General features: G+C 41.9%; 18 protein-coding genes. 2 read left to right on the top strand and 16 right to left on the bottom strand.

Annotated elements, in window-relative coordinates; translation table 11 throughout:
* Window positions 1-240 precede the first annotated feature (240 nt).
* The 13 genes from RHS_RS31040 to RHS_RS14115 form a co-directional block, all read right to left on the bottom strand.
* Window positions 241-363 (bottom strand): hypothetical protein, encoded by a 123-nt coding sequence (locus RHS_RS31040; protein WP_395022421.1) that lies wholly within the window; start codon window positions 361-363, stop codon window positions 241-243.
* Window positions 364-440: 77 nt separating this feature from the next.
* Window positions 441-1,079, bottom strand: coding sequence for a stage II sporulation protein R (gene spoIIR / locus RHS_RS14170; RefSeq protein ID WP_044289222.1), 639 nt, complete (start codon window positions 1,077-1,079; stop codon window positions 441-443).
* Between the two features lie 250 nt (window positions 1,080-1,329).
* Complete coding sequence (locus RHS_RS14165) at window positions 1,330-1,989, bottom strand: hypothetical protein (RefSeq protein WP_047833550.1); 660 nt, start codon at window positions 1,987-1,989, stop codon at window positions 1,330-1,332.
* Entirely contained in the window at window positions 1,986-3,077 is a 1,092-nt protein-coding gene (locus tag RHS_RS14160; RefSeq protein ID WP_047833549.1) for a GerAB/ArcD/ProY family transporter, read from the bottom strand. The genes RHS_RS14165 and RHS_RS14160 overlap by 4 nt, the downstream gene beginning before the upstream one ends.
* Window positions 3,078-3,095: 18 nt before the next feature.
* Window positions 3,096-4,577 (bottom strand): spore germination protein, encoded by a 1,482-nt coding sequence (locus RHS_RS14155; protein WP_027293094.1) that lies wholly within the window; start codon window positions 4,575-4,577, stop codon window positions 3,096-3,098.
* Window positions 4,578-4,719: 142 nt separating this feature from the next.
* On the bottom strand, window positions 4,720-5,394 hold the full coding sequence (locus tag RHS_RS14150; protein WP_027293093.1) for a GntR family transcriptional regulator: 675 nt from the start codon (window positions 5,392-5,394) through the stop codon (window positions 4,720-4,722).
* Window positions 5,395-5,460: 66 nt separating this feature from the next.
* On the bottom strand, window positions 5,461-6,336 hold the full coding sequence (gene ispE / locus RHS_RS14145) for a 4-(cytidine 5'-diphospho)-2-C-methyl-D-erythritol kinase (RefSeq protein WP_027293092.1): 876 nt from the start codon (window positions 6,334-6,336) through the stop codon (window positions 5,461-5,463).
* A gap of 135 nt (window positions 6,337-6,471) precedes the next feature.
* The gene (locus tag RHS_RS14140; protein ID WP_027293091.1) at window positions 6,472-8,040 is read right to left on the bottom strand and encodes an SPOCS domain-containing protein; all 1,569 of its coding nucleotides are present in this window, start codon (window positions 8,038-8,040) and stop codon (window positions 6,472-6,474) included.
* Window positions 8,041-8,115: 75 nt separating this feature from the next.
* Window positions 8,116-8,535 (bottom strand): protease complex subunit PrcB family protein, encoded by a 420-nt coding sequence (locus RHS_RS14135; protein ID WP_027293090.1) that lies wholly within the window; start codon window positions 8,533-8,535, stop codon window positions 8,116-8,118.
* A gap of 69 nt (window positions 8,536-8,604) precedes the next feature.
* Entirely contained in the window at window positions 8,605-9,324 is a 720-nt protein-coding gene (locus RHS_RS14130; RefSeq protein ID WP_047833548.1) for an aminotransferase class IV, read from the bottom strand.
* Window positions 9,325-9,330: 6 nt separating this feature from the next.
* Window positions 9,331-9,984, bottom strand: a complete 654-nt coding sequence (locus tag RHS_RS14125) for an HAD family hydrolase (protein WP_044294145.1) — start codon at window positions 9,982-9,984, stop codon at window positions 9,331-9,333.
* Window positions 9,985-9,997: 13 nt separating this feature from the next.
* Window positions 9,998-11,344, bottom strand: coding sequence for an aminodeoxychorismate synthase component I (gene pabB, locus RHS_RS14120; RefSeq protein WP_047833546.1), 1,347 nt, complete (start codon window positions 11,342-11,344; stop codon window positions 9,998-10,000).
* Window positions 11,337-11,927, bottom strand: a complete 591-nt coding sequence (locus tag RHS_RS14115) for an aminodeoxychorismate/anthranilate synthase component II (RefSeq protein WP_047833545.1) — start codon at window positions 11,925-11,927, stop codon at window positions 11,337-11,339. The genes pabB and RHS_RS14115 overlap by 8 nt, the downstream gene beginning before the upstream one ends.
* A gap of 196 nt (window positions 11,928-12,123) precedes the next feature.
* On the opposite strand from RHS_RS14115, the gene malQ reads away from it, so the two are divergent.
* Entirely contained in the window at window positions 12,124-13,644 is a 1,521-nt protein-coding gene (gene malQ, locus RHS_RS14110; RefSeq protein WP_047833544.1) for a 4-alpha-glucanotransferase, read from the top strand.
* A 41-nt stretch (window positions 13,645-13,685) separates the two neighbouring features.
* Window positions 13,686-14,429 carry a 1-acyl-sn-glycerol-3-phosphate acyltransferase gene (locus RHS_RS14105; RefSeq protein WP_027293085.1) on the top strand — a complete coding sequence of 248 codons (744 nt, stop codon included), beginning with the start codon at window positions 13,686-13,688 and terminating at the stop codon, window positions 14,427-14,429.
* Between the two features lie 101 nt (window positions 14,430-14,530).
* On the opposite strand, the gene RHS_RS14100 is transcribed toward RHS_RS14105, so the two are convergent.
* The 3 genes from RHS_RS14100 to RHS_RS14090 all read right to left on the bottom strand — a co-directional run bounded on the left by RHS_RS14100 (window position 14,531) and on the right by RHS_RS14090 (window position 19,161).
* Entirely contained in the window at window positions 14,531-15,517 is a 987-nt protein-coding gene (locus tag RHS_RS14100; RefSeq protein ID WP_047833543.1) for a reverse transcriptase family protein, read from the bottom strand.
* 520 nt (window positions 15,518-16,037) lie between these two features.
* On the bottom strand, window positions 16,038-18,467 hold the full coding sequence (locus RHS_RS14095) for an FtsX-like permease family protein (protein ID WP_047833542.1): 2,430 nt from the start codon (window positions 18,465-18,467) through the stop codon (window positions 16,038-16,040).
* Window positions 18,403-19,161 carry an ABC transporter ATP-binding protein gene (locus RHS_RS14090; RefSeq protein WP_047833541.1) on the bottom strand — a complete coding sequence of 253 codons (759 nt, stop codon included), beginning with the start codon at window positions 19,159-19,161 and terminating at the stop codon, window positions 18,403-18,405. The genes RHS_RS14095 and RHS_RS14090 overlap by 65 nt, the downstream gene beginning before the upstream one ends.
* Window positions 19,162-19,211: the final 50 nt, after the last annotated feature.

The following is a 19,211-nucleotide window of genomic DNA, read 5'->3' as shown; positions in this document are numbered from 1 at the left end:
ATACTACGCTGCATCCAATAAAGAACAGCCTGCCACAGCCCAGGGGTCTCCACCAGGCTGAGAAAACCAGCTTTGTGGCAGTAAACTGAATCTCGGAAAGATGGGAGTGGGAAACTTGAATGGACGGAGGAAGCGTAGAGCAGAGCTGAGTATTTACTTACCTTTCCGGAGTGTTTTTTGGCGGATAGTATTCGACTGGCTCCCATCGGATACTAAGCGGGTACTGAACCGAGAAATGCATCAGGGTTTCTCGGTGAATACCCGCGTGCCGCCAAAAAGCGCTTCGGAAAGGTTAGAAAATACCAGTTCTGCGGCTAGTTGACGGAGTCCATACAAGTTTCCCACTCCCATCTTTCCGTACACTACCTACATCTACAAAGCGTCCTTCCTCAGCAAAACCCCAATTCAAGAAATTATTCGCTGTAGTACTAGATCGTGTTTTAAAACGGCAAATACTTCCACCCAATTTTATACTCACTCTTCTTCCAGGAAAATAAACTGTCATACTCATCTTCTGTCAACACATTTTTAAGCTCTTCTTTTTCATCTTCCGGTACTACCGCATGTATCGAATCAATAAAGCACAGGTTTGGATACAGTACGCACCACCAGTTCTTTCCTTTGGCTTCTCCTATCTGTATGCGGAGTGCTTCATAATCACCGGCAGGAAACGTAATGTCACCATATGATTTAATGGGAAAATAGCACCAGGTAAGGCTGGCTTTAGCAGGATATGCATAGCCTTCCCTATTTATGATTTCAACTGCTTTTTTTTGTATTTTATCCATGTTATCTTTGATGCAGGCTCTTGTGGCATCAATTGAATGTGCGTCCTTTAAAAGGGTTTCCATATATGCTACCACTTCATTCTTTACCTTCATTTTTAGTGCCTGATCCTCATCGCTGTCGCTGTTTGCAATAACATGAAAACGTATTATTTGATCTGCAATTCCCTTTTGCAGTGATGTTTCCTGAGTCATTCTGCCTGCCAGAAACATGCAGATCAAAATCCCGCTTACAATTCCCATACCGCCAATTACAAGATACCATTTTTGATAAAATCGATTTATTATACTCATATTCCTATGTACCCTCCTGTTTTTACTTTGTTGTACCAAACTGTTTGTTAGTACAATTTAAGTATTCACAGGATTTAGGGTTTTAAACAAGGTTATCCACATTATTTTTGAGATGTACAATCTAAATTCCATAGATTTTGTATCTGCCATCTAGTGCCTCCCGGCGTAAATACGTCGATATATAGTGCCTGTGGCGTATTTACGCCGGGCGACACCAGTAGGTACAGGGGCATTGTTCGAAGAACCAGCATTATGGACTGCTGATAAAAACAACTTCTCCGTCTACTACCGGTTTGTCTTTCTTCAGATGAACCTGGGGAATTGTCACTTCTTCTTCATTATTATGCCAAAAATTAAGAAGATCCCCTAGTGTCGTTCCTACTCCCTTTTTATCCGGATTATTTTTTATCAGATCCTGCAGATAGGTTCCCAGTGAATCTATAGAAGAAGCGGTCTTGGTAACCAGGCTTTCTTCTCCTTCATCGTCATATACAAAGACGGAAATGCTCCTGGCAAATGAGGTATGACTTTCAAAATATGTCAGCATTTCTTTTCTGGTATTTGCATCTTCCAGCATTTCCGGGCCCAGGATAATTGCCTTTGTGTGACCGGAATCAATATATTTGTCTACATAAGCTGCATAAGCTTTTGCTGCCTCCTCTATGGTCTTCCCCACAGCGCTTTCTTCTTTGGTATCCTTTTCTTCCTGTTCTGATTCCTCTTCCCCGCCCTTTTTCTGTCCCGTCTCTTCTCCCATATTTGGAAGGGCATATTCGATCCGATATCCTTCTTCTTCTTTGTGTACTTCAACTGCTAAAGGAAAATAGCGGTCTTCCAGCTCTCGTTTGGTACAACCTGACAGGCAGAGCATGATTGCCATTAAAACTACTGTCACAAAACATTTTCTCACTTGCTACGCCTCCTCTTTTCCCATTCCAGTATCGCAAAGATGACTGTGAATACCGCCATAATCGGTATCAGTAGATAACAGTTTACGGTTAAAAAAAGTTGTTGGGCTATCTCAACATTTTTGCACCAGAGAACACCTGCGATACTAAGTATCAGCATTAAAAGGTGATAGTGCTTTTCTTCCGGCTGCTTAAACATCTCCTTAAAGATCAGATTCAAATAGAATATTCCCGTACTGGCTGCTACAAAAAAGCTCATAAGAAGAAGCGCCAAAAACAAAATATCGAACCGCTGCAGAAAACCTCCCGGTATATCTACATTACTCATCAAAGTAACAACAGGCCATCTTAACGCTTTCATTCCCTGGTCTCCAAAAGAACCAATCCCAATAAGGATTGCCGCACCAATACCAATTGCAGTTATCATCAGCCCTTTTAATGTAGTTCTCAGACGCATCCCACTTTTCTGTATAAACGGTGCTTCAAATAAAATGAGGCTCACGCCACCAAATGCAGTAAATACCTGGAAGCTCTGCTTCATCGTTACTGCATTAAAGTTGGCACTTTCATAAGTAAAATACTCACTTTGAACACCGAAGGACGCTATTACCAGAAGTATCAGAAGCGGAATAAGCACAAAAGGATAAAGTACTTCTGCAATACGACCTCTTCTCTCTTTTGGATCCATAGAGGCATAAAATCCTCCCAGAAGCATAAGAATACATGGAATATTTTCGGACAATTCCGGAAGCATATACTGCCTGGTTACTGCTCCGAATACCCGGGTGATGTAAAGCAGATTGACAAACATATAACTCCAGTAGACCAGACACAGCGCAAATGCAGAAGCCCTTCCCAGACGGAGTTCTACGTAACCTCCAAAACTCCTGGTGATATATCGGCTTAAATAGCAGACAATACAGGTATATACTGCCGTAATCCCAACTCCCAGAATCAGGCTCAATATTAAATCTTTTCCGCTTGACTGCACAATAAACCGGGGCAGCAATAAGCTTATTTTACCAATCCAGTCCATGACTAAAAGCCTTTTCAATTGTCGTACCGAAATTTTCTGGTTATTGGAAAACATGAGCATTTCCTTTCTTTATCACTTTATTTTTAACCGGGTTCTTGATTGTCTTCTGGCAAAAACAGGACGGCTTTTCAGTCTGTCTAACGGGGCCCGTACCAGCGCATCCTTCTTATCCATTCCCTGGTTGATATCAGCTGCCACAAATGGCATCAGATAAGGTATATTATAACTTTTCAGCGCACTCAGATGGGTCAGCAGGACAAACCAGCCCAAAACCAGACCGAGGATTCCAAAAAAAGCGCTTCCGAGAATCATGGCATATTTAATCAGACGCAGTGCTTCTGACAGTTCTTCATTCGGTATGGAAAAAGAGCTGAGCGCCGTCAAAGCAACAATCACAACTACGATGGGGCTGACCAGATTGGCACTGACCGCTGCCTGTCCGATAATTAAGCCGCCTACGATACCAATTGTATTTCCAATGGGCCCCGGCATCCGTACCCCTGCCTCCCTAAGAAGCTCAAAGGATAATTCCAGCAAAAGCACCTCAATCACACTTGGAAACGGTACCCCCTGCCTTGCTTCAGCCAAAGAGAGTATCAGGTTTGTCGGAAGAATCTGCGTGTGGTAATTCGTAACTGCCACATACAGCCCAGGCAGGGAAACTGCCAGAAATGCCGCAACAAAACGAATAATTCTTAAAAATGATACAATTCCAAAATGGCGGTAGTAGTCATCGCTTGTCTGGAAAAAACTGTTTATGGTTGTAGGCAGAATCAATGCCTCCGGAGAATTGTCACTTAATAATACGACTCTTCCATCCAATACTGCCATCGCAGCTTTATCAGGCCGTTCTGTTGTCTGATACTGGGGAAACGGCGAATACCAGGTATCCTCTGTCAGCTGTTCTATTACCCCGCTGTCCATGATTCCGTCAATTTCAAAAGAATCCAGCTTTTGTTCCATTGCCTCCAGCAAATCCGGATAGACCAGTCCTTCCATATAAATAATGGCGGTCATTGTATTTGATCGCTTTCCAATCGGACGCTCTTTAATCTTCATTGTTGTATCCCGGACACGTTTTCGTACCAGGGCTGCATTTAATTTAACAGATTCTGTAAATGCCTCTTTGGAACCTCTTAAAACTTTTTCAGACTCAGATTTGGATACACCCATTCCAGGATATCCTTTACTGCTTACTTTTAGTGCTTTATCATATCCGTCAATAAAGAAAATGGCATTTCCCGCCAGCATGGCTGCCATAGCTTCTTCCATGGTTGCAAGTTCTTTTGCATCGGTAATTCCAAGTCCGTCTTCATTTACCGTTCGGCGGATTTCATCCGGTGACATTTCCTGCATCTGAATTAACAAACGCCCGATCATGGATTCTTCCAGAAGCATATTGCTGACTGCCACCTCAATAAATACGGCAAGACAGTCTACCTTTGGCGGAAGCCCCAGGCGCATTGGACGAATGATGATATCATCACAATTTTCACACCAGGCTTTGATTTTCGTTTCATTATCCGATAAACGTGTGGAAACGTTATCACTCATTTTTCAGCCTCCTCTCCGGGCCTTTGTATAAAATACAGCGAGTTTTCATAGAAATAGCCATAAAATAAGCGCTGTCAGGCCACAAAAAAAGGATAAGAAGATTCTTATCCTTTTAGGTGTAGCATATGTAATTATTTACATTTTATTCTTTTTCGCGAAGACTATTAATAATTGATTCTTTTTGATTTTCAATATGGGTATGAATTGCATTTCCTGCTTTCTCTTTATCATGCTTTTTCAGAGCCCGGCGGATTGCATCATGTTCCTCCAGAAGATTCTTATGCATCGACCGGTCTTTCAGATATTCCATACGGTAACGGTACATCTGTTCCCGAAGATTGCTTAAGATCTGTAATAACCTGCGGTTGTTGGTTGCATCATAGATAATTTCATGAAAATGCATATCCGCTTTTACACAATCGATAATGTCTGAGCCATCTAAGGACCGTTTAAAATCATTTGCAGCTTTCTTAAGTTCTATGAGCTGCTCGTCCGTAATATGGTCACAAGCATCTTTGACCGCCAGTTCTTCTAGCGCACAACGTACTTCCAGTACGTCTTCCAGATCACGTATAGTAATCTGCGCAACTTCTGCACCTTTTCTTGGAATCATCAGAACCAGCCCTTCTAATTCCAGTTTACGTATCGCTTCTCTCACCGGAGTACGGCTTACTCCCAGTCGCTGTGCCAGCTGAATTTCCATCAGGCGTTCTCCCGGTTTTAATTCGCCTTTTAAAATTGCATTTCGCAGAGTATTAAAAACCACGTCCCGCAGTGGCAGATATTCATTCATATCTATGTGAAAATTTTCATTCATTTGTAGACCTCCATACCTATCCTGTTGTGTATCCATAACATTTCTTCTGTGGTTACATATTGTGGGTTATTTTACCGAATTATTAAAAATGCCTGTGAGGTAAACCTGCTTTGCAAGGTCCCCCTGATATAATACATCATAAGCTTTTTTGGCTGCTTTTTTGTCATCAAAGATTCCAAAAACAGTTGGTCCGCTTCCACTCATCATGGCATTTAATGCGCCATGTTCCAGCATTATATTTTTAATATCCGCAATAATCGGATATTCCGGAACGGTAACCGTTTCCAGAACATTTCCCATAAGTGCTGCCGCTTTCTTCAGATCGCCATTTTCCAGCGCCCGAATCTGTCCATCTATATCCGGGTGGTCGGTAATCTCTCCGGCATCCAGCGTTGTATAAACAAATTTCGTAGAAACATGTACGCCCGGCTTGGCAATTAGTATATGACATGCAGGCATTGGCGGCAGGATAGTGAGTTTTTCCCCAATTCCTTCCGCCAGTGCTGTCCCCCGCATGATACAATACGGTACATCTGCACCTATCTTCACCCCGCGTTCCATCAGTTCTTCCCTGGTAAGGCCGAGCTTGAACAAACGGTTCACTCCTACCATTACTGCCGCCGCATCAGAACTGCCGCCCGCCATTCCTGCCGCAACAGGAATAAATTTCTTCAAATTTATGGACAACCCTTTTTTGATTCCAAATTCATCCATCAGAAGTTTTGCTGCTTTATACACCAGATTATCTTCATTAACCGGCAGATAATATAGATTTGTCTTTACTTTAATTCCGGGTTTCTGCAGCTCATGGATCCGGATCTGGTCATACAGATGAATTGTCTGCATAATCATTCGTACTTCATGGTACCCATCTTCTCTTTTTCGTACCACATCAAGGCCCAAATTTATCTTTGCAAGAGCCTTTAATTTCATCTCTCTCATCGTGTACCCCCGTTGCACTTTGTATACAATCATCTTGATTAGCAATATTGTATCTCATTTCATACACAAAAGTCAATGGTAAATCACTCAAAATTCAACAAATTTTCCGGAGAGTTTACAATTTTTGTCAAAAGATCAGCTCAAATTCTCAACAGCCTTCATAACCAGCAGACACGTACCGGGTGAAACCTCGTCTTCTTCAATTTCATTTAACTCCCGAATCCTCTCCGGAGTCGTATAATATTGTTTTGCTATACTCCACAAATTATCATCTGCCTGAACAATATATCCTACAATTCCCGGCAGTTCCTGGAGCTTCTTCATATCTAAGTCATGCTCTTCCACATCAATAATACATTGTTCTTTATGAACACGGATGACCATTGCATTCAGATTTACACAGACCTTTACTTCCAGTTCTTCACTGTCGATCATGGTCGTTGACAGCTGCTCCAGCTCGCTTTGCAGCGTAAATCGGCAGTCCTTATCAATCTCAGGCACTTCTATGATATGCTGGAATGGCACAGCGCCTTCCATCAGGGCATAAGGCAGCGTATCATCCGATGTAATATACAAAATGGTTATAAATACTGCACCTTCTACTTTTATTCCATTTTCTGTAACGCTGGTGTCATCAATCTTAACCTCACCCTGGCTGTGGCAGATCTGAAGCATCCTTGGCTGGCTGCTTTCCATTCTCATACGGTCACTGGCTCTGCACTTGGAAAAGTTTTTTACTACCAGACTTTCACATACCTGTTCCATCGTAACCGGGATTAAATCCTTTACCGGTGTGTAGACATCTTCCAGAATCTGTACCTTTTCTTCTTCATAGAGGCGGATATCCAGATCCAGAACCACATCAACCTGCACAAGGCGCTCTTCGCCATCATAATCAGGTCTTACTTCCAGATTCGCCGAAGCAAGGGAAACTTCCACATTGGCAAGCATATTCTGGGCACAGCCCGGACAGTCCACCGTTCCCTGGAAGGGAAGTACAGTTTCCAGCCATTGTTTTGTACCATTTTCATCATCTCCTGCGTAAAGCACAAAGATGAACAGTTCTCCTTTAATATCCAGCTGACCGTCTAAAACACGGATATCAGTTCCCCGAAGCTGCACATTTTCCCAAAGCATTTCCTGGATGTTAGGTTTATTGGATGGGATGGCAATTTCATCCTTTACCCTTAAAATATCTTTTTTCTGAACAGTTAACTGCAGCAATTCCAGGTTCTTGGACTTTGTACTAATATCACCCAGCCCATGAATCTCTACAGCCGCCTGAGCATCGTACAGTTCCTCTACGGATGCATTAAAGGACAGCAGTGACTTCATACTCAGCTTTCTGGAATTGATCAGCGAAACAGAGATATCTTCCACATCCCATTTCAGGCAGATATTGTCTCCCGGCTCCACACCGTCCAGATTCATCTGCTCTTCAAACGGAATCTTAGATTCCAGCCTATGTATCTGTCTGTCCGGTGTATCTGCTACATACAATACCCAAACTTCCAGTGCTCCGGTTAAAAGTACATGATCCGTGCTTACCTTCATATCATCCAATTTGATATTTGCTTTCTTTTGTATCAGTTTTCCCACATCCGGTTTGCTGTCAGATACGTTGTAGTCTTCCTCCAGGGTTACCTGGCTGGATGCTCTGCTTTTTTCATGATTCATATGAATATTCTTTTTTAATAATTCCACAAAAAATCCCTCCCAGCATGATCTCTTATAATTTTATGCCGGGAGGGTGTAAATTATGTGGAAGGCTTTGTCTTTTTATTCAAAAGTCACAGATCCTTCCATAAATGGGATTTTAATTACTACAAATGGAAACGATGGTTCCTGCTGTATGGTCTTTTCATGTGACGGGCCAATCAGACTGGTATGTACCATGATTCCGTCCTTCGTCAGATAGCATTTGTCGACCTGAATGCTGTAACCGCCTGTTTTCTGTTCTCCGTATCCGCGGATCATATACAGGTACTTATCGCTTTGGTATGTCATCTTTATTTCTGTTTTTTTGTTCTCTTCTATTGTCTGTGCCAGTTCTTCCGGCATCTCTTCCGGAGTAACAACGGTAAATTCCAGATCCTTTATTTTCCCCTTATCACTGTCATCCTGGGTGCCGCAGCCCCCTGCCAAGCATAGTGTCAGCAGAAAGCAGATACTAATGGTAATGGATATTACTTTTTTCACTTACTCTCCTATCCTTTTCCTTGCCTTATTATTAATATCTTATGCAGGATGAGCAAGGGAACATTCATCTTATTCCATTTCCCTCCAGAATATTTGATTCCACCGCGCTGCAATGGTTCTTTGAGGAAACGTATAACCATCTAATGAAGTAACGGACATCAACCCCATCAGGGAATTCGTGAGAAAGCATTCCTCATAGCCGGAAATCTCATGAGGATATATCACAGTCTCAACAATCTTTTCTCTGCGCATCAGATAGTCTCTTATAATTCCGGGAAGCAGTCCGCAGGACACTCGGGGTGTATATATGACTTTATCTTTTACAAAAAAAATATTGCTGGAAGTCCCTTCACAGACCTCTCCTTTGCTGTTGCAGAAAATAAACTCATCATATCCTTCTTCTAATGCTTTCCTTTTCTCCAGAATGCAGTCTCCATAATTCGTAGTTTTATGATAGGTGAACCCGGAAGTCTCATTTCGGATTACCTGGCTGAACTTTGCCCGAAACCCTTTTTGAAACCGTTCATCTCCATATGGATTTTGTCTGTGCGTTAAAATCATATTTTCATCTGATACAGATATTTTAAGAACTCCATGTGACATAGGATGCTCCATCAGATATTCCACAATCTTTTCTTTGGAAACATACATTTTTAACTTAAGAAAGTGTATTCCCTTTTCCATCCGTTTTAAATGTTCTTCAAGAAGTACCGCCCTGCCATTTACTACCGCTATTGTTTCAAATACTCCAAGGCCAAACCAATACCCTTCATCTAATTTGATATCCATTATTTTCTACTCCGTCAATAATTTCTCCAGCATTTGAACGGAATCCGCAATTTTATCTGCTCCGCTTTTTTCCAGTTCTTCCCGGGTTCCATACCCAAACAGCACACCAATGCTTTCCAGACCGCATTTTTTTGCGCCGATTATATCGTGTTCCCGGTCTCCGATCATAACAGCCCGGTTTTTGTCGGAAATATGATTTTGATCCAGGGCATAACTGATTACTTCATCTTTTTTCGTTCGTCTTCCATCCAATTCACTTCCCTGAACATCCTCAAAGTACTTTATCAGCTCAAAACGTTCCAGGATCCGCTTTGCATATACGGTAGGTTTTGATGTTGCCACAATCAGTACTTTCCCCTGTTCCTTTAAATGCTGCAGCATCTCCGGTATGCCGGGATAAACTTTATTTTCAAATATTCCGTCCTCGTTAAAGTATTCTCTGTATTTCCATACCGCTTCCTCTGCCTGCTCATCGGAAAACCCATAATATTCAACAAAAGAATCCTTCAGGGGAGGTCCTATGAATTTGTTCAGTGCTGCCTTTTCCTCTATATGGATCCCATATTGTTTCAAAGCATAGGCAACGGAATTGGTAATTCCCTCCTGCGGGTCTGTCAGCGTTCCATCCAGATCGAATAACATATAGTTCTTATTCATCATAAACCTTTCTGCGCTACTGTAAGGCTTCCAGTATCGCTTTCGCCTTTTGCAGCGTCTCTTCATATTCAAATTCCAGTTCCGATTCGTAGGTGATCCCTCCGCCTACTCCTAAATGATATATGCCGTCTTTGTGCACGGCAGTCCGTATCACAATATTAAAATCACAATCTCCGTCCAGCGTCAGATATCCGATTGAACCAGTATACAATCCTCTTCTGCCATGTTCCAGCTCATCAATAATCTCCATGGCACGCAGCTTGGGGGCACCGGTGATGGAACCTCCCGGAAATGCCGCTTCTATCAGATCCATCACCGTCATTCCAGGCTTCAGATCTCCTGTGATGTTAGAGACAAGATGAAAAACCGTTGCATATTCTTCTACGGTAAAAAGTTCCGTTACCTGAACACTTCCGTGCCTGCATACCCGGTTCAGATCATTCCGCTCCAAATCTACAATCATCAGCAGTTCACTTTTATCTTTTTCCGAAGATGCCAGCTCTTCCTTCAGCATTTTATCCTCTTCAGGTGTAGTTCCCCTTTTTCTGGTCCCCTTGATCGGTCTGGTTTCCACATGCCCCTTTTTCATTTGGAGAAACCGTTCCGGAGAAGCGCAGATGACCTGAAAATCGCCATAATTCAGATATCCGCCAAATGGAGCAGGATTATTTCCCCGTAACTTACTAAATACTTCATACGGAGATTTGCTGCTTTTTATGCTAAGCCGCTGGGTCATATTCGCAATATAAATATCACCTTCGATAATATATCCTATCATATCATCAATTGCTTTTAAATAATCTTCTTTTTGAAAATTAGGGATTACCTCAATTTCTCTTCTCTCCTCCAATGGGTGTGCGATACGAATACCATTAAAAATGGACTTCTTTAACTCTTCCAAACGAATGCTGCTGTCTTTCAGCTTCCCATTTGCGATCAGCGAAACTTCCTTTTTCTCATGATCCTCAATAATAAATACATCATAGAAATTCAAAATGCAGTCCGGGATATCTGCTTCTATTGGATCTTTTGCTTTTACCCCTTCTTTTTTGCGCCCGTAATCATAAGAAAAATATCCGATTGCTCCGGAAATAATAGGAAGTCCCGTTACATTTCCTTCTTTATTTTCTTTTAGATAATTTCTCATAAATTGTTCAAATGAAACACTGCCTGGTTCTCCGTTGATCGTAAAAGTTTCCCCTTTTACCAGCTTCAGATAGGGGTACAGACCGATAATGGAGTATCTGCCGAGCTTATTTCTCAGAGACGAGTCCAGAAAAACGGCGTCCTTTTCATTTTGAAAAACCATATGGATGTCCTGAATCGGGATATACGGCTGTAATTTCTGAATTTTCTTAAGCATGTCTGCACCACCAGTCTTTACTAATATTTATAAAGTTATCTAAAAGTTCATGTCCGAAATCGGTCAGCACAGCTTCCGGATGAAACTGTACACCGAAAACAGGGGCTTCCCTGTGGGATATTGCCATAATATCCCCATCTTCTGTCCAGGCATCCACCTGAAAATCAAGCGGCAAAGTAGTCTTGTCTATCACAAGGGAATGATATCTGGTTACCCCATATTCTTTTGGAATTCCACGGAAAATCCCCCTTCCACTGTGGTGGATTCTGGTAACTTTTCCATGCATGGGCCGATTTCCTTTCACTATATCCGCACCAAAAGAATAGCCTATAACCTGGTGACCCAGGCATACACCTAATATTGGTATCTCATTTTTAAATTTCCGGACAATTTCATTGGATAGCCCCGCTGATTTCGGGTTTTTAGGACCTGGCGAAATTACGATCCCCTCCGGTCTCATACCGGAAAGTTCCTCTAACGTAACCTTATCATTTCGCACTACGAGAATTTCCTGACCCAGCTCTTCAAAATAAGCGGACAGATTGTACACAAAAGAATCATAATTATCAATACACAAAAACATAGACCTCTCCTCACTTTCGTTTTTAAAACCAAGTCGTTATCCTAAAGTGAGTCTAAAGGTCCGTAACTTGCAGATGCCCCTATTATATACAAAATATGCGAATTCTTCAAGTATAAATTTATCTGTTCTTCTTGAATCCCTTTCAAAAGTCCAGTATAATAAAAAGCATAGTACGTATAACGTAAAGGAGAATTTTATGGTTAATACAAGTAACGAAGAGGATATGCGCCGTCTGTCGGGCATTCTGGTGCATCCTACCTCCTTTCCATCCCCTTATGGCATTGGCGACCTGGGAAAAGGCGCTTATGATTTCATCGATTTTCTCCATGAATCCAGCCAGCACCTGTGGCAGGTTCTTCCACTTGGTCCTACCGGCTTCTGGAACTCCCCCTATCAAAGCCCTTCTGCGTTTGCAGGGCAGCCGTTATTGATCAGTCTCGATGATCTGGCTGATATGGAACTGTTGGAAAAAAGTGATATTGAAAAGATTCCTCAATGGAAAGATCCCAGAAAAGCTGATTACATTGAGGTCCGCAAATACAAAGAAACACTGTTTCTGCAGGCATATGCCGCATTTAAGCACACACCCAATAAAATGCTCCTGGAAGAGTATGACGATTTCTGTATGGCAAATGCAGATTGGCTGGAAGATTACAGCCTCTTTATGGCACTTAAAGATACTCACGAAGGCGAATGCTGGGCAGACTGGGAAGAAGAACTAATTTCACCCATACCAGAAGTAAGGGACAGTCTGAAAAAAAGCTTAAAAGACCAAATCCGATATCACCAGTTCCTGCAGTTTATCTTCTTTTCCCAATGGGCGAAATTAAAAGCCTATGCCAATGAAAAAGAGGTCTTTATTATCGGGGATATCCCCATCTTCGCAGCATACGACAGCGCCGATGTCTGGGCAAATAAAGGGCTGTTCCAGCTGGATAGTACTGGTCATCCCACCAGAGTATCCGGAGTTCCTCCTGACTACTTTTCTGCTACCGGACAGCGCTGGGGCAATCCGCTCTATGACTGGCCTGTTCACAAAAAAGATGGTTATCAGTGGTGGATCAGCAGAATTGCACATCAGCTGAAGATGGTTGATTATCTTCGTATCGACCATTTCAGGGGCTTTGAGGCTTACTGGTCTATTCCTGCGGAGGAAGAAACTGCCTTGAATGGCAAATGGGTGAAGGGTCCCTGCGAAGACCTGTTTCTATGTATCCAAAAAGAACTGGGGGACCGGCTTCCGATTCTGGCGGAAGATCTTGGGATCATCACACCTGATGTGGAATGGCTGCGGGATATGTTTCATTTTCCGGGTATGCGGATCTTACAGTTTGCATTTCAGGATATGGGTGAAAGTACATACCTTCCCCATAATTTCACTACTGTCAACTGCATCTGTTATACCGGTACCCATGATAACGATACCTCTGCCGGCTGGTATCAGGGTCTGTCCGAAGAATTAAAGGATAAAATCCGCAGATACGGAAATACCGATGGCGGCAATATAAGCCTTGATATGATACGTTTCTGCATGGGCACAATTGCAAGATTTGCTATTTTCCCGATACAGGATATTCTCCAGCTTGACAGCAGTCACAGGATGAATACACCGGGTGTTGCCGAAGGAAACTGGGAATTCCGCTACCTGCAGGAAGATCTGGACTCCAGCCGTTCTGAATGGCTGCGTCAGACCTCCCACTTATTTGGGCGGTATTAATTTCATAAGATATAACTAATTAGTAGAAAAGAGAGATAGACATGATACGTTTTATTATTGTTGTAATAGTTGTTGTAGGTTTTCTTATTTTATCCATTCCAATTCTGATATTTGAGTGGATCCTTGGTAAATTCAATCCGAGACTGAGAGATATATCATCTTTACGTCTGGTTCAAAACGTTTTTAAACTGGTATTGTTTGTGAGCGGAACCAAGGCAACCATCATCGGTGCTGAAAACGTCCCCCAGAATGAAGCAGTGCTGTATGTAGGCAATCACAGAAGTTTTTTTGATATTCTGCTTACCTATTCCAGATGTCCGGGGCTTACAGGCTACGTGGCGAAAGATGGCATGGAAAAAATACCTCTGCTCTCCCACTGGATGAAACGGCTCTACTGCCTGTTTCTCAATCGGGAAGACATCAAAGAAGGTCTGAAAACGATTCTTAAAGGAATTGAACAAATAAAAGCCGGAATATCCATGTGCATTTTTCCGGAAGGAACCAGGAACAAAGTACCGGATGCCCCAATGCTACCCTTTAAAGAAGGCAGCCTGAAAATGGCTGAAAAAACAGGCTGTGCCATAATTCCTATGGCCATCACTAACTCTGCCGAGATTTTTGAGAATCATTTTCCTAAAATACGTTCCGCACATGTAATTCTGCAGTATGGAAAGCCAATTTATCCGAAAGAATTAAGCAAAGAAGATAAGAAATTCCTTGGAGCTTATACACAGAAGGTGATTCAGGGGATGCTGGATGAGCATAAAACGCTGTCCATAAAATAAAGTACAGGAAGAATCCGCCATGTATCTGATTGACATGGCGGATTCTTTAGGATTTCCCAAAACTGGAAAAACTACCTATCCCCGATCTCTCTGACTTCCTTTCATGTCACTAAATTTTTCAAACTCTCTCTGGCCGTCTTAAAATACTTATCCTCAGGATTAACCTGTAAAACAAAGTTAATTTTACCAAGCAGTTTCTGAAGATAACGAATATTTTCTGTTGCATCTGTCCCGTATTTTTGATCTTGTACATGCTGTAGATGAGAAGCTGCGCCAAATTTACAGCAATAGTATATTTCCTGGCGCAGTTTCCTTCTATATTCCCCGGATACCTGTGGTTTACAATTGACTACAATACCGGTAACTGCCTGCCTCTGACCGGCTAAAAGTAATTTCGTCTTCTTTTCATTTAACTCTAAACCAATCACCTGTAAGAAACCGCGAACTTTATTTTTTACTTTATATGCCTCAAAGCTGCCGGAAAAGGTCATATCATCACAGTATCTGGTATAGGTTATCCCACGTTTAGCACACCATTCCCCCATGTACTCATCAAAGGGCATCATAACAATATTTGATATTGCAGCTGAGGTGGGTGCTCCCTGGGGCAGACAGCCTTCGTAACAGCAGAGATGTGTCAGCAGTGTTCCTACTGCAGGCGGAAACCGATAACTATGGAAAACCCTCTGATATACCAGTATAAAAGGTATATTTCCGAAAAAATCATGGATGTCCAGTTTTAGAATTTTTTCCTGCCCCACATGGCCGGATACATTTGAGATAAGCGAGACTCCTTTACGGTAAGCAGTTGCGCATGATGATACAGGGATCGGGTCCAGAATATGATGAAGAATATTTCTCTGAACCATTTTCAGAAGTGTGTCAGGTATGCAGAGCTGCCGGCTGGTACCGTCCCTCTTTGGAATTTTTGCAGTGCGATAGTGACTGGGGATATGATTGCTAAGAGCATACAGACATGCAATCTGGCGCTCCTCTGGCCAATTAATCTCTCCAAATAATTGAAACTCCATGATCAGCTGCCTGCAATGTTCCGCCGTACAATATTTCCACAACCTATGATCTCCCATATGTTTTCCTCCATCCTGGAGCGTGTTTTAAAATTGCTGTACCTGGCTGGTTGTTCCAATTTGTGGAATGTAACCGTGCAATTTCAGGTGCGTAGTGGGGCTACGTCCCTTAAATTGCACAATTTCAGCCTGCAAAGTGGAGCGACCAGACGGGTGCAATGAATTTTCAAGCACACTCTACTGTAATTCAAGCCGGATTATTCAAATATAATTGAATTGTCCGGCTTGGTTTTATTAGATGGCAAAGGCAAAACAAAAAGGTGATACGTAAAATGCGAAGTTGTACCAACCGCAGGCCGCACAAGCATTGTGCTGAAGTACATCGCAGCAGTTTACGGTGTGCAGGCAGGCCTGCACCGATCTGTAAGAATACAATTCCAGACAGCGACTCGCTGCCCGGCCAAAATTTATGGAAATACTAATGTCTCTGCCAAATTATATCTCTATCATACCATAAGTATTGGAGAACTGTAAATTTTATTTTTATTCAGATCCCATTTACTTTGAAATACAATCAGATTTACTCCGTTATTAAGCTATAAGGAGTGATCTTGCGTATTCTGCCTGCGATCAAATATCCCAATACATAACTTACCGCAATAATACCCGCTATAATTCCTGTAACCCCCAGTGGCTGGATAATAAAATGCGCATTCATAACCCCCAGGCTTTTGAATAGTACAGAGATAACCCGGTTCATAGCCAGCATGCTGATAATTCCTCCCGCTGCTGCACCAATTACAATTGGAGGCATTAAGCTGAATGTAATCTGTCTGATGATCTGACCCGTGGTAAATCCGATGGACTTTTGAATTCCGTAATACCGCTTTTGCCTGGTAATCATCATCCTTATAATCAGATACAACACCAGTGTAATAACCAGTACTGTGGTACACAAAATACCAATCGCTATAATCGTTGTCATAGTGGAGTATATATTGATCACACTGAACATAACTTCTTTATTTTTCGTCAGTGATATTTCTTCTTCTCCGTAAATTTTATTGATTTCATTTTGGAAGTCCTCCATTGCCCCTTCATCACTTTGATTCAAATATACGTACAGATTACTCTGGTTAAATGACGGCAGAATTTTTTCAATTCCCGCCTTCGTTATCATTATATCCATACCGAGAAAGTTAGATCCCTGTGTCAGCCCAGTAACCAGAAATTCTTTATGCTCATTTCCGGTCTCTACCGTTATGGTATCTCCAATATCTTTCACAAGAACCTCTGCCAATAGCGCACCCATTGCCACTTCATTGTCATGTTTGGGATAACGTCCTTTATAAATTGTATTGTTTTCCACCATATTAAAATCTTCTATCACAGTGGTCATACAGTCCATACCATTTACAAGGGTACTAAGGGTATCAAAATAGAATGTTTTTCTTACATTATCCATTTCCCGAATCTTTTTTGGGAAAGATTCCACTTTTTCATTGTCTGGCAGTACAACCATCAAATCTGCCATTTCTGCTCCTATAATATTTAAAAATGCACTTTTTTCTAATGCTATATTATAATACATCGTCCATGCAAACAATGCTACGAAGGTCAAAAATGAAATGATGATCCCAATCATAATATTCTTTTTGGTATTCTGCAGCGTGTTCTTAACGGCTAACATAAGATTTAGGGTTCCTTTCGAAGTATCCAATGGAATAACATTATTTCGAAAACTGTGAGTCGCTATTCCACCCCGCATGGCAATAATCGGATGCAGGTGATTGATTCTGCCGGAAGCAAAAAATGCAATACTGCCAGTCATAATGATGATAAATACAAAAACGATGCTGCTAATGGCTGCGTGGAATCCCTGGTGCCATACAATTCCTGTCTGTGCAGAAAACAACTCATTAATCAAGGGCAAAACACCATAAGATGCTGATATGCCCAGCACAGCGCCTATACTTCCAATAAGAGCAAATTGCAGGACAAAGGAAATTACAATCTGTCTGCTGGTGTAGCCCAGCGCTTTTAAAACACCCACATTTTTCATATCTTCTTCAATCATATTAATAATCCGGAATCGGATTACCACCATGCTGATCAACACAATAATAAGTGCAAAGCTAATCATGATTGACCCACCGATGTTGGAGGTCAAAGTCCTCGCACGTACCCCCAATACCGCATCCTGACACCAGAAGTTCATAGCCGTACCTTCCAGACGCTGCATTCCCGACAGCTGTTTCTTAAAGTCAGAAGTCAGATTCACAGAATCACGATAGTCTTCCATTCTTGCTGAAACCAGCGTCCCAAGGTTATTCCATTCTTTCGAATCTTCCTGCAGTTTGTCAAAATCCGGTTCTTTTAAGTACGCTCCTATTCCACCTAAGTTAATGGAACTTGTGAGGGACACATCTTCTATAAATCCTGCTATGGTAAATAAATAGCTCTTGTGGTTAAACTGAATGTCAAAAGGCTCCCCTATTTTATGATATCCTCCTGTTTTCATAATATAAGGAAGGTATATTCCGTTCTGTATAGATGTATCTTCCTCCATAATATGAAGTTTTGATATGTTTCTTTTCTCTCCCAGACTGGTAATCAGAAAAACCTGTTCCAGCCTGCTGTCTGCATAGGGAAGCGATGCTCCCGGAAAAATCAGAGCTTTCTGTGTCTCTACCTGGTTTACCCCCTTATAATTCCGGATAAACTCAATATTCTTATCCTGATCATCGCTTTCAGCCAATGCCGCCATAAAATGCGCTCCATTCAGCGCTTCCATTCTGTTAAGAAAAGATTGCTGATAATTAAAAAATACCAATGCTCCCGTATTTAAAATGGTAACTGCAATTACAATCAATAGGAACAACGACAACATCTGGCCTTTGCTCTTTTTCAGGTAAGATTTCATTAACATTCCTGCAGTATCCATCTTACCACCCCATTTCTTCCAGAAAATCACGCAGTATTCCAATCCGGTTTTGATCATCTTCATCATAATCCGTTAATCGGCATTCTCCGCAAATGATGCCGTCCTTCAGATAAATAATTCGATTTCCTCTCAGTGCTGAACGCAGATCATGTGTCACCAGGATAATGCTCTGCCCTTCCTGGTGACAATTGGTAAAGGTATCCAGAACTGCTTTCCCATGGGCAGAATTAAGTGCGCCTGTAGGTTCATCCGCAAACACAATCTCCGGCTTATTAATAAGAGCTCTGACAATTCCTACTCTCTGCGCTTCTCCGCCCGATAATTGAGAAGGAAACTTCTTCCATGAATTTTTATCCAGTCCTACCTGCTTTAGCAGTTCTTTTCCCCTTCCCGATACTTCCTTTTTATTTTTGTCAGCCAATAGTCCAACTGCCATAACATTATCCAACACACTCATATTCTCCAGCAGATAAATCTGCTGAAAAACAAACCCACAGTGTCTGCGCCTGAAAACAGCAAGTTTGTCATTGCTGTAGCCCGAAATTTTCGTATTTCCATAATAGATGTCTCCAAGGGTTGGTTTATCCATACCGGATAACGCATACAAAAGCGTGGATTTACCAGCTCCGGATGCGCCCATAATTACGGTAAAATCCCCTTTCTCAAAACTGATATCCAAATTTCTCAGTACATGCTGCTGGACCCCTTCATTTGAAAACGTCTTGCACAATTTATTGGTAGTTAATATTGTTTCTCCCATTTTCTCTCCTCTTTCAGACAAATACATGCCGGTATATATAAGATTATCTG

This window comes from Robinsoniella sp. RHS (assembly GCF_001029355.1).
Classification (GTDB): Bacteria; Bacillota; Clostridia; order Lachnospirales; family Lachnospiraceae; genus Robinsoniella; species Robinsoniella peoriensis.
The sequence above is the reverse complement of the archived record's forward strand: the minus strand, read 5'-3'. Positions and strand labels throughout refer to the sequence as shown.